The 13,609-nt window shown below is 33.9% G+C and carries 9 protein-coding genes; 1 reads left to right on the forward strand and 8 read right to left on the reverse strand.

Annotated features, from left to right (window positions below):
* The first annotated feature begins 77 nt into the window (after positions 1 to 77).
* Positions 78 to 2,519, forward strand: coding sequence for a DUF6359 domain-containing protein (locus tag HYG85_RS23250; RefSeq protein WP_212691626.1), 2,442 nt, complete (start codon positions 78 to 80; stop codon positions 2,517 to 2,519).
* Between the two features lie 143 nt (positions 2,520 to 2,662).
* Here the strand turns inward: HYG85_RS23250 and HYG85_RS23255 are convergent, their stop codons facing one another.
* The 8 genes from HYG85_RS23255 to xdhA form a co-directional block, all read right to left on the reverse strand.
* Positions 2,663 to 3,928: an amidohydrolase family protein gene (locus tag HYG85_RS23255; RefSeq protein ID WP_212691627.1), complete on the reverse strand. Its 1,266-nt coding sequence runs from the start codon at positions 3,926 to 3,928 to the stop codon at positions 2,663 to 2,665.
* A gap of 48 nt (positions 3,929 to 3,976) precedes the next feature.
* Entirely contained in the window at positions 3,977 to 5,206 is a 1,230-nt protein-coding gene (gene thrC, locus HYG85_RS23260; protein WP_212691628.1) for a threonine synthase, read from the reverse strand.
* Positions 5,207 to 5,245: 39 nt separating this feature from the next.
* Positions 5,246 to 6,958, reverse strand: a complete 1,713-nt coding sequence (gene ade / locus HYG85_RS23265) for an adenine deaminase (protein ID WP_212691629.1) — start codon at positions 6,956 to 6,958, stop codon at positions 5,246 to 5,248.
* Positions 6,959 to 6,987: 29 nt separating this feature from the next.
* Positions 6,988 to 8,298, reverse strand: coding sequence for a dihydroorotase (locus HYG85_RS23270; protein WP_212691630.1), 1,311 nt, complete (start codon positions 8,296 to 8,298; stop codon positions 6,988 to 6,990).
* An 18-nt stretch (positions 8,299 to 8,316) separates the two neighbouring features.
* Positions 8,317 to 9,798 carry a pyridoxal-phosphate dependent enzyme gene (locus HYG85_RS23275; protein WP_212691631.1) on the reverse strand — a complete coding sequence of 494 codons (1,482 nt, stop codon included), beginning with the start codon at positions 9,796 to 9,798 and terminating at the stop codon, positions 8,317 to 8,319.
* Between the two features lie 16 nt (positions 9,799 to 9,814).
* Positions 9,815 to 10,303: a xanthine dehydrogenase subunit XdhC gene (xdhC, locus tag HYG85_RS23280; RefSeq protein ID WP_113674988.1), complete on the reverse strand. Its 489-nt coding sequence runs from the start codon at positions 10,301 to 10,303 to the stop codon at positions 9,815 to 9,817.
* Entirely contained in the window at positions 10,303 to 11,184 is an 882-nt protein-coding gene (gene xdhB / locus HYG85_RS23285) for a xanthine dehydrogenase subunit XdhB (protein WP_212691632.1), read from the reverse strand. Before xdhB ends, xdhC begins: the two co-directional genes overlap by 1 nt.
* 122 nt (positions 11,185 to 11,306) lie before the next feature.
* On the reverse strand, positions 11,307 to 13,586 hold the full coding sequence (xdhA, locus tag HYG85_RS23290; protein ID WP_212691633.1) for a xanthine dehydrogenase subunit XdhA: 2,280 nt from the start codon (positions 13,584 to 13,586) through the stop codon (positions 11,307 to 11,309).
* Positions 13,587 to 13,609: the final 23 nt, after the last annotated feature.

The raw sequence follows: 13,609 nt of genomic DNA on the forward strand, positions 1-13,609 counted from the left end.
AATACCAAATTGTCTAATGATTTAATAAAATGTCGTATATTTAGAAATCCATATCAAATTAAGGAGGTTTTAGTTTTATGTTAAAGCATTTTTCTAAACTCACAAAACTTCTTTGGGTACTAGTTCTATCACTTCTATTGACATCTTATCTCATTCCTAATCAAACCCTTGATACATTAGCATCTGGTTCTACAACTACACCGTATACTTGGAATAATGTTATCCCAGAAAAAATACCTTCCCCTACTAATGATAACGGAAAATTAGTACTATTTGATACATCACATGGCGGTACTTCTGGTAGTGCTGATTGGGTTATGGACGGTGCATTTTCAAGTTTTGCAGATGCATTAGTAAATGAGGGTTACACCGTAAGAGAATATAGAGGCATTGATAAAAATAATGATGGAGTCATACGATTTTATGATGATAGACAACCTGGTAATGTGGCTCTTAATGAATGTGTTATCACTTATGACTCTATAAAAGATGCTGATGTTTTTGTTATGGCAGAACCTAATAGACCTCTTATGATATCTGAATATGATGCTCTAGAACAATTTGTAGATTCTGGAAAAGGAATATATCTTATTGGAGACCATTATAATGCAGATAGAAATCTTAATACATGGGATTCAACCGAAGTTTATAATGGATATAATAGATCAACTGATATTGCATATAATATGAGCACAGAATACGGAGATATGAGAAATCCTGGTTTAGCTAATGCAGGATGGTTAGCAAAAACATTTGGCTTGAGATTTAGATTCAATGCTATTGATTGTTTGAGCGGTGTTTCTGAAATAAAGTCCTCTACATATTCAGAAGGAATAACTACAGGAGTATCCCCTATACTTATGGCTGCTGGTGCTACTTTATCTATTGTTGACGGTAGCAAAGCAAAAGGTATAGTATACTTTTCATCTACAGATAATCCTACAGCGTGGTCTCATGCTGCAGATACCGGTTTATATTTTGGTGGTGAAGATGAAGGAGCATATGTTGCTATATCTAAACCAAGTTTAGGAAAAGCCGCTTTCATTGGTGACTCTTCTCCTATTGAAGATTCTACTCCAAAATACTTACGTGAAAATGATGGATCCACAAAATCCACATGGCCAGGTTGGAACGATACTGGACATGCCGCAACATTAAGTATTAATATCGTTAATTGGCTTGCAACTCCAGAAAATTATGTAGGATTTGATGGTGTTAATCATGCCGCTGGTATACCTACTCCTAATCCAATGATAGCCATTGAAACCAACCAGCAACAAGCTGAACCTTGGACTAATCCATCAGGAGGATATGATCCATGGGATACAGATACTTTTGCAGATGGTTCTTTTGGTGCACCTTATCCTTCAACAGGCGGATCAACTGACTCTGCTTCATTTGCTCTATATCCTGCATATGTTTATGAAAATGAACCTTTTGCCATATCTATAACTGGGGATGCTTCCAATCCATTATTTGGTGCTTATCAAGATGGTGGAAACCAGCAAGGGCAGCTATATCTAAATGGCTCATGGACTTCATCGGGATATAATGCTGTTCCTGTTCCATTACCATCTGCAGTTACTGCTAGGATAGTTTCAGTTGCAAATCCACCAATAAAAATACGAATTAAAGTAAATGGTTCTAATAAAGATACAAAAACTGTTACAGGCTTATCAACTGGTTATGGTTATCTACAAGGCTCAATATCCGGAAATACAGGCGAAATAGTAGCAGCATCCAAAAACGGTGTTATCCTAGGCACTGCAATGATTGATGCTTCTGGTCAAGTCAATATTGCAGTTAAAGAAGATACTGGTATAACATTATCATTATACGGTTCTGATGGTGTCCTGAAAAATGATTATACTGGAACATATGATGTGGTAGATGGTCAAACAACTACAATAAATAGTAATCCACAACCTTCAGCACTAACTGTTGCAGAAGCACTTAATGAATCTAATGGTACTGAAGTTACTCTTACCGGTTATATCGTTTCTGACCTTAACGGTATCTATGCTGTGAAAGTTGCTGATACCAATGATTCACAAGCTACAACTATAGCTGTTAAACTGGAATCCAATATGAGAGATGAATTCAGTCCTCTTAATAATCCTGATGCCTTAGGACGTAAGATTTTGGTGACTGGTACTCGTAATGACTATATGTTGCTTCCTGGACTTAAAAATGTTACATCTATTGAGTTTGTTGATTCTGGCAATCCAAGTGCTTTGACTGTTGCAGAGGCACTTAATGAGTCAAACGGTACTGAAGTTACTCTTACTGGTTATATTGTTTCTGACCTTAACGGTATCTATGCTGTGAAAGTTGCTGATACCAATGACCCACAAGCTACAACTATAGCTGTTAAACTAGAGTCAAGTATGAGAAACGAATTCAGTCCATTAAAAAATTCAAACGCTTTAGGACGCAAGATTCTAGTTACAGGAACTCGTAACGATTATATGTTGCTCCCTGGACTCAGAAATGTTACATCAATTGAATTTGTTAATTAAGCAATAATAGAACTTAAAACCACAAAATTCTAGGCAAGTATGCTAAATTAAGAATTTGTAGAATTAAAAAAATGACGGTAGCCAAACCCAGTTACCGTCATTTCTATTATCAATATTTTATTATTCAAATTACATTTCTTATTTTAAATGATTTCACCTTCCAAATAACGTTCAACAATACTATTAGAGCTTCCACAATATAAAAATCTCTGTAACCTCTCTAAAGGACTTAGACAACTTGTAAGAGGATCTGGGTCTCTTATAATCAAAGCATCAAAATAATAATCTTTTTCAAAACTACCAACTTTTCCAAAGAAACTACCGTTCATCTTGGTTGCTAAGAAAAATGATTCAGAAAGACTAAGTACTCGTTCTTCTTCATTATATACATGTCTTATCTTAGAATACTGTATAGCATTTGTAATCACATCAGCCATACTTAATTTGTTACCAGCACCAACATCTGTTCCTAACCCAACATTGATACCTTTATCCAAATAGTATGTTACTGGCATTATACCACTTGATAAATTGCTATTTGAACTGGGACAATGGACTAGATAGACATTTTTTTCTTTACTAGCCATCTCAACTTCTTCATTAGTCAAATAAATTGAATGAGCCAGTATGGTTTTTTGATTACCATATAGCTGATGCCTTTTATAAACATCAGAATAATTCTTGTTATTTGGAAATAATGACTTAACCCACTCCACTTCTTTTTTGTTTTCAGATAGATGAGTTTGAACTGGAAGTTGTTTTTCTATAGACAACTCACCAAGTTCTTCAAGTAATTCACTAGTGCAACATGGTGCAAATCTAGGAGTTATTATAGGTTTAATTGAATCTCCTGTATTATTGCTGTCTTCAATAAATCTTTTTGTCTCTTCTATAGAGCATTCTGTAGATTGTAAAAGGTCATCAGGTGCATTCTGATTCATATTCACTTTTCCCACATATGCTGATAATTTCTTCTTCTTTAATTCATCTATCAATACATTATTACTTTCATTATGTATAGTTGCAAAAATACAAGAACGTAATGTTCCTTCTCTATAAAGAGCATCTACAAATCTAGGATATAACTTCTTAGCATAATTCACATCGGAAAATAGTGCTTCGTATTTAAAAGTATACTGGTCCAACCATTCAATCAATTCAAGATCCAGACCAATTCCCATTTGCAGATATTGAGGTGCGTGTATATGCAAATCAATAAATGATGGAATTATAATTGAATTGTAACCGTAATCAATGATTGCTACATCTTTGTATATATCAGGTAATTCATTATAAATGCCTACAATCTTTTTATCATCAATAACTATGTAACTATTTTCGTGTATCTCAAAACAATCTTTTACCTTAGTATAAATGATATGACCCTTTATTGCCTTTAACTTAGCCATATCACACCTCCTATATTTGCTTTTAACTTACAATAGTATAATTGAAATTTATGTCAAATATCTTTTTAATTGTTCAATATCAGGTTTACATTCAATTTTATCTCCGGCAGCCTTAAGAGCATTTTTTACATCTTTTAATCCATTACCTGTAATAATTACAGAAACTGTTTCATCCTTAGTGATAATACCTTCTTTGACAGCTTTAAAAACACCAGCTAAACCTGCTACACCTGCTGGTTCACCAAATATACCTTCAGATGATCCAAGAGTCTTCATGGCTTCAAGTATAGCTTCATCAGATACGGTTATCCATGTACCTTTTGAATCCTCCACAGCTCTCATAGCTTTAACAGGATTCCTTGGTATACCAACAGATATGCTGTCAGCAATAGTATTTTCATCTGTGGGTTTAAGAGGTTCATTTTCTGTATAAGCTGTATAAAATGGGCAGCACCCTTTTGCTTGAACACCTAATATCTTAGGAATCCTATTTATTAATCCAATATTCAATAAATCGTAGAATCCTCTATATACCCCTCCAATAGTACAACCATCTCCTACAGATACTGCTACCCAATCAGGAACTTGCCATCCTAACTGTTCTGCAATTTCAATAGCTACAGTCTTTTTGCCTTCTACCAAATGAGGATTTATAGCTGCATTACGATTATACCAACCCCAATGGTCAATAGCTTCTTTAGATAGGTTAAAAGTTTCTCTATAATCACCTTTAACAGAAATCACTTTTGCTCCATATATTAATAACTGTGCTAACTTACCTTGTGGTGCTCTCTCAGGAACAAAAATCACAGTAGAAAGTCCTAACCTAGCCGCATTACCCGCCAAAGAGGAAGCTGCATTACCAGTAGAGCTACACGCAATAGTATCAGCATTATTCTCTAATGCCTTAATTACAGCAACAGCTGAAGCTCTATCTTTTAATGAAGCTGTTGGATTTAATCCTTCATCTTTTATATATAATTCCTTGATACCAATCTTTTCTTCTAAGTTATTGGACCTATATAAAGGTGTCCATCCAACCTTGAGTGTCTTATCTATATCTTCTTCTCTTATAGACATGACATCTTTATATCTCCACATGGTATAGTCTCTATTGTGTTCAAAATATGACTTGGTTAGAATCTTTTTCAATCCTTCATAATCATATTCCACATCTAGTATACCTTTTTCACCACATTCAGGACAAGTATATATTTTCTCATCTTTACTATATTCTCTACCACAAAGTGTACATCTATAATTTTTGACAAATTTCATAGTTCAATCTCACCTCCGTATAAATATCATATTATAGTTCTATTCCTCAATATCTACAAAAGAGAATTCATCTACATTAAACAATCCACAATCAGTTAACTTTAACTCTGGTATAACTGGTAAAGCTAGAAATGCTAATGTAAGAAAAGGATCAATATTAGTGTTGATACCCTTTTCACAAGCTATCTTAGTCATTTCCTTTACTTTATTTCCAACAATTTCTACGGAAGAATTAGTCATAAGTCCTCCCACTTCAAGAGGTAAAGTCTGTAACACTGAACCATTGGCACATATTGTAATACCACCATTAACCCTTTTTAACTCTTTGATAGCAACTCTCATATCTTCGTCATTATCTCCAACCACTATGATATTATGAGAATCGTGAGCAATGGTTAGTGCAACAGCACCACCTTTTAGTCCATAACCTTCCACTAATCCCAGTCCCACATTACCAGTTCCTTTGTGTCTCTCAACAACTGCTAATTTTAAGATATCAAGCTTACTGTTATATTTGAAGTTATTATTTTCAACATCCACCTTACGGATTACACTCTTAGTAATGATATTATGCTCTATTAACTGAATCACTTTAACAATGGATGATTTTAGAGGTATATCAAAAGTTATATTATCAATATTATCCAAGTTGACTGTATTCAAGACACGAGAATCCTCAATTGTTTCTATATCAAATAAAGCTTCTCCGTCTTTAGCTACTAATTGTCCCTTTTTGAATACTTCACCAATACTAATTTCACTTAAGTCATCATTAAGTATTATTAGGTCTGCATCATAACCAGGTGCTACAGCACCTTTATTTTTCAGTCCATAACATTGTGCAGTATTGATTGTAGCCATCTTAATAGCCATAATAGGGTTAATACCATTTTCAATAGCCAATCTTACGTTATAATTAATATGACCTTCTTTTTCTATATCATAAGGTTGTTTATCATCTGTACAAAATAGTATTCTGTGACTATTTTCTGGTGTGACACCAACTATGAGATCTTTTAGATTTCTTGTAGCTGACCCTTCTCTAATATGGACATACATACCTTTGGACACTTTTTCTTCTAATTCCTCTACTCTAGTACATTCATGGTCTGTCATTACACCAGCAGTTACATATGCATTTAATCTCTTACCCATAACACCAGGTGCATGACCATCAATTATTCCATCTCTCATCAAATCAAGTTTTTCATATACTGATTTATTACAAGAAATTACACCAGGATAATTCATTACCTCGCCTAATCCCAATATATTCTTTCTATCCTTCATTTTCTTCAAGTCCTTAGCTAATAATACAGCACCTGAGTTTTCAAATTCTGTTGATGGAACACAAGATGGCAACATGACATAAACATCAAGTGGTATTTTTTCACTAGCCTTAAGCATAAAATCTATGCCGTCCAGTCCGCATACATTTGCTATTTCGTGAGGGTCTTCAATAACGGTTGTAGTTCCTTGTGGCATAACAAGTTTTGCAAACCTTGGAGGTGTAAGCATGGAAGATTCAATATGAACATGCCCATCAATAAATCCTGGACAAACATATCTATCTAATGCATCAACTTCTTTTATACCTTCATACTCACCTATTCCAACAATGACTCCATCTTCTATAGCAATATCTGCTCTTTCTATTTTACTGTTGAAAACATTGACAATCCTACAGTTCTTAAGAACAAATTCAGCTTTTTTGTCACCTCTAGCTACTTTTACCTTTTCAACAATTGACATAACTACCTCCTTCAGAAACAGTTGACCATTTAATATAATATCTTTCTAGTTAAGTATTTACCTTTACCACCGATAAATTCATTATTTTTTATAATGAACTTTCCTCTACTGATTGTAGATTCAATCCTACCTTTTATTTCTTTACCAGCATAAATGTTATAATCACAAGTAGAATTGTCTTCACCTATTATATATGTTGATAAAGGATCATAAATAACTATATCTGCATCTGAACCCACTGCTAATATACCTTTCTTAGGATATAGTCCATGTATTTTAGCAGGACCTATGGTCATTTTATCAATGACTTTATCTTTGTAAATGCTATACATGATATTGAATGAATGTTCCACCGAACCAATACCCATTGGTACATTAGATAATTTATCCTTGTTTTTCTCTTCACTGCTAAAAGGACAATGGTCTGTACCAATAGTATTAATATAATCAAAATTAGCTCTTAATAATTCACGTTCTTCCTCAGTTCTAAGTGGTGGTGCCATCACATATAGAAATCCATTTTCTTCTGAATATTCATTAGAAGAAAAATTAAAATAATGAGGACAGCTCTCAACAAAAAAATCTTTGTTAAGTATATCAGGGTAATACTCAACTAGTGCTTTTAATGTATTACCACTACTTAGGTGAACCATATATAACCTTCCATTAAAATCTTTAGTAAAAGAAGCTAACTTCAATGCTTCTTTTAGTTCAGATTCTGAACATCTGCTTTTAGGTAGATCTTTAACCTTAAAAGCAGGATTTCTATCTATTAGATCATCATTTTCTATATGTGCTAAAACCAAAATATTATTTTCTTTTGTTAATCCAAGAAGTTTAGTTATTTCTTTATCATAGGTTCTTCTATCTGATTCAGAATATGTAGTAAATAGTTTTACAGTTGGTATCTGTAATCTTCTCATTTCATCTACAATATTATCAATCTCATCGATTGGATTTCTAATAGTTACATGAAAAGAATAATCAATGACACTTTTTTCAGCTAATTTCTTTCTTGTATTAAGAGCTTTTTCCACTTCAATTCCAGTAGCTATAGGATCCAGAAAATCAATGATAGTAGTTATACCTCCATAAGCTGCACTTACAGAACCTGTGTAAAAATCATCACATGATGTATATTTACCTACATTCAATTCAAAATGAACATGTGGATCAATAAATCCAGGAAATACTTTTTTGTTTTCTGCATCATAGCTCTCTTTACATTCATAAGTTTCATTAGATATCTTTGCTATTTTTTCATTGGTGATATATAAATTCAGTTTTTCATATTTTCCATCAATATACAAATTACCATTAATTATACCTAAATCATACATAGACATACCTTCTTTTTTTTATTCACATTGTCTTACTCTTTCATTGAATTCCTCAATCAATTCATCCAGTCTATCCACTTGTTTGGTTATATTAGCCCAATAATCATCGCTATACCACTGTTCTAATATTTCATCATATGTTTTTCCTTGTTGTTCTATCCAAGTATAATACTTAAGATTATGAACGGTTCTTCTTTCTCTATAATTCAATTCTTTGAAGTAATCAGTATTAATGCCTTTAAAATATCTTTCCATTACACCATAAGCATCACATGAAGTAAAATCTCCTCTTTCTTCATTAAGCTCTACTAATCTACTCTTATACATATCTATTGAATCAGTCAACACAGTAACGAGAATATCATCTTCTGTTAACTCAAAGTATTTAGCGAATTTTATTGCAGATATTATATTAGCGGCACCTGAGATTCCTACAAGGTTCAATTGTTCTATAATCTCATCACTTACACCATTGTCCTTTAATACTTTCTGACCTTCTGGTTCATTAAACATCCTTATCCAGTTCATTGTAGCTTCGTCATCTATAGCTGTAACTGCATCTGTATTCTTGATATTATGGATCCATGGTATATGTTTGTCGCCAATACCCTCTATTCTATGTTCTCCATAACCATTCAAAAATATTGTTGGGCATTGTAATGCTTCACTGGCTGCAATTTTGAGGTTTGGATATTTTTTCTTGAGATAATCACCTGCTGCGATTGTTCCACCAGAACCAGTGGCACTAATATACCCTCTGAATCTACTATTTTCATTCATTTCAACATCAAGTATTTCTTCAATAGCTTTACCAGTTACTTCATGATGCCATAGATAGTTTCCGAATTCATCGAATTGGTTGAAAATCATTAGGTCTTCACCTGAATTTCTTAATTCCCAACACTTGTCAAATATTTCTTTTACATTACTTTCACTTCCTGGAGTAGCAATTGTATCACCAGCTACATTTTTCAACCATTCGAATCTTTCATTACTCATGCCTTCTGGTAATATTGCAATGGAATCACAAGCTAGAAGAGCTGAATCATAAGCACCACCTCTACAATAGTTACCAGTTGATGGCCAGACAGCTTTTTGTTTAGTTGGGTCAAATTGTCCTGTCACAAGTCTAGGTACAAGACATCCAAATGCAGCTCCAACCTTGTGTGAACCTGTTGGAAACCATTTACCGCATAAGGCTATTATCTTAGCTTTTACACCAGAAATTTCACTAGGTATACATAAATAATTGACATCCTTATATAAGCCACCCATTTCTTTCGTATCATTATGCCATCCAATCCTAAAAAGATTCAATGGATTAAGATCCCATAGACCAACATCTTTGAGTTTTTCTTTTATATCATCTGGTATAAGACTTGGATCTTTTAATTGAGCTAAAGTAGGAATGATAATACCTCTTTCCTTAGCCCTCTTAACTACATTTTTAAGCCTTTCTTCATTAACAGTTAGATCGATTACATTATATTTACTCTCCATGATAATACCTCCTATATTATATATTTTGGTTATTCATACGGCTTTTCTTCACGTTTTCTATTGCATTTATTATATTTTCATATCCTGTACATCGACATAGATTACCTGACAGATGTTTCTTAATCTCTTCTCTTGTGAACTCTTTATCACTTTCTAAAATAGGCATTGCTGACATTATGAATCCTGGTGTACAAAAACCACATTGGACAGCTGCTTCATCTATAAAAGCTTGCTGTATATCAGATATATTGCCATCTTCATCCATCAGACCTTCAAGTGTACGTATTTCTTTACCTTCAGCCCATATAGCCAAATAAATACATGAATCAAAAGTCTCTCCATTGATAAGTACAGTACAAGCGCCACACTCTCCAACTTCACAGCCTTTTTTCACACTTGTTAGATGAAGCTTATTTCTAAGTACATCTGCAAGAGAATCTCGGTCATCTATTATAATATTTCTAGGTTCATCATTTACAATAAAGTTCAATTCTACATTAGCCATTATAATACCCCTCCAGATTTAATTATTGCTTGCTTCAGAGCACGTTTACTTAATTCTTTGGCAAGTTGGAGCCTAAGTGTTTTAGAAGCTCTCCAAGAATCACGAGGATTTACCTCCTCCATTGCCATCGCCCCAAACTTTTCAAACATTTCATCAGATATTTCCATATCTATAATTAATTTTTCTGTTTCTGGACATCTCATTGGAACAGGACCGGCAACACCATATGCCAAGTGTACATCTTTAATCTTTGTTTTATCCTCACTTAGTTTACATGTAACAGAACAACCCAGTGTTGCAATATCCATTGCATTACGCATAGCATATTTTATATAACAACCTGTAAACCCTTGATAATTTTCTTTTGTTATATATATTGCAGTAAGTATTTCTCCTTGTTTCAACACTACTTTTCCAGGTCCTATATAATAGTCTGATATGGGAATGATTCTTTTTCCATCTATGCCTGTGATTTCTAGCTGAGCATTAAGTGCAAACAAAGTTGATGCACTGTCAGCACTAGTGACTCCGTTTGATATGTTTCCTCCAATAGTTCCTATATTCCTTATTTGAGGGCCTCCAACTTGGTCAACAGCTTCTCCTAAGACAGGTATATGTTTCTTTATTATTTCATCATTAGTTATATGTGAAAAACTTGTAAGAGGACCTATCTTTATCCTTCCATCATCATCTATAGATATTCCTCTAAGTTCATCTAATCCATAAATACTTACCAGCGAACAACCAGATAATTTACCATTATGTATCTTTATGAGTATGTCACTTCCACCTGCAATAATCAAAGCATCTGGTTTCGCCAATAACTGCTCTATGGCATCCTTTACAGAAGTAGCCTGATATATATTCTCTATATCATACATCTTAATTCTCCCTCCAAAATTATTATCCAACTCACTAAAGAACGAAGGTTAAAGTGTTCTTATTACGCAGACCGACCGCTTCTCAGGGTAAGGCAAGTAATTAGAATACTTTGACCAAGCTTTTATATTAGATTCTCCTTAATAAATCTTTCAACAAGTCTTTGTGGTGTTAATGGTAAAGTATTAAAATTAACACCAGTAGCATGATATACTGCATTTCTTACAGCAGGAGCAACAGGAATTGCAGGTGGTTCTCCTAGCGCTTTATTTCCGAATGGACCGGATACATCATATGTATCAACAAACTGAGCCTCTAAGTGAGGTGTATCCATTACTGTTGGCAACTTATAATCCAGTAGATTATTATTGAGTGGTTTACCTGTTTTTTCGTTAAACAATAATTGTTCACTTAAACCATATCCCAAGCTCATACTCATTCCACCATGTACTTGAGCTGCGGCAAGATCAGGATTGAGGACTTTACCGCAATCATGGACATTTATTACTCTATTGACTTTGATTTTACCTACAGCCATATCTACTTCAACATCAGCAAAACATACTCCAAAAGAAAAAGTATTAGATCTGCATTGGTTAGTTATATCAGCTGTAATGTGAACAGATTTTTCTGTATTATAAAATGCATGTGTTGCAACTTCTTCTAAAGAAGCTAAAATATCACCGTTTTCTTTATTAACGACCATATTATCCTTCAAATCGATATTACCCACTGGTAACTTCAACATGAAATTAGCATGTTTTATTATTTTTTCTTTTAAGACAAGTGCAGCTTTTTTAGCAGCCATTCCTGATACATACGATTGTCTTGAAGCATAAGCACCAGAATCATAAGGTGTTATATCAGTATCCTGATTACTTATTATATGTACATTTCTAGTAGGAATATCAAGCACTTCTGCTACCATCTGACTGAATATCGTATCAGCGCCTTGACCTATTTCAGTGGCTCCCATTTGTAATTGAACAGTACCATCCTGATTAAGAACAATTCTACAAGAAGCTGTTTCCAATAATATAGGGTAAACCCCTGTAGCATAACTGAATATAGCCATCCCTACACCTTTACGTACCAGTCCTGTTTGATTTTTATATTCCTCTATCTTCTTATCCCAATCAATATATTTTTTCCCTTCTTCAATACATTTTAGAAGTCCGTAGCTATGACACTTAATACCATTGTCTTCGAAATCAGGTTTCATCATATTAAGTTTTCTAATATCAATATGATCAAGATTAAGTCCTCTGGCTATTTCATCAATATGGGATTCTAGAGCAAAAGTAATTTGTGGAATACCATAAGCTCTCATGGCTCCTGCAACTGGCATATTTGTAAATACACTATACATATCTCCCTTGATTGCTTTCTCATCATTATATATCTGTTTACAAGCATTACCTGCTTTAGAAGTTATACTATGACCGTGGGAAGCATATGCACCTTTGTTACTATAGACTTCAATCTCCCTTGCTACGAATCTTCCATTAGGTCTTACATGACTTTTAATTCTTATCTTCATAGCATGACGAACACGTGTATTAACAAATGATTCCTCTCTTGTTATATCAAGTTTTACACATCTTCCACCTACTGATTTTGAAAGATAAGCATTAAGAGGTTCATAAAGTGCATCTTGCTTATCACCAAAACCTCCTCCAATATAAGGTTTTACAATTCTAACTTTTCCCCAGCCAATTCCCAACGCTTGCCCAACTATTCTTCTAATGATATGTGGAATTTGGGTAGAGGTCACTACTACCATTCTCCCTGACTCAGCATAAGCATATGAAATTGGTGCTTCCATGTGACAATGCTTAACCATTGGAGTTATGTACTCACCTTCAAAAGTAATTAGACCTTCTTCTTTTATTGCTTCTTCATAATCACCTATTTGATAATTAGAATGAGTAAGGATATTATCAGGAAAATTATCATGAATAGGTCTTGAACCTTCTTCCAAAGACGCTTCTATAGACATTAAGGGCTCATATTCTTCATATTCGACTTTGATTAATTTAAGAGCTCTTGAAGCTGTTACATCATCTTTGGCTATTACTGCCGCTATATCATCACCATAGTATCTAACTCTTCTATTAAGCAGTTTCCTATCTGCAATATCTGCATGGTGTATGTCAAGTGACAAAGGATGCCCCGATGTTGGAAATGTTATATCAGGAACATCAAAACAAGTTACTATCTTTACTACTCCTGAAAGTTTTGACGCTTCTTTTATATCTATTCCCTTAACCAATCCATTTGCTATGGTACTATGGAGTACTTTTGCAACAAGGACATCATTCAATGGAATGTCATCGGTGTATTGTGCCCGTCCTGTGACTTTTTCAAAAGCATCTACTCTTTTAACACTTTTTCCAATACTCATTTTTCCCTCCTTGAATGCAACTT

This window comes from Vallitalea guaymasensis, from assembly GCF_018141425.1.
GTDB lineage: Bacteria > Bacillota > Clostridia > Lachnospirales > Vallitaleaceae > Vallitalea > Vallitalea guaymasensis.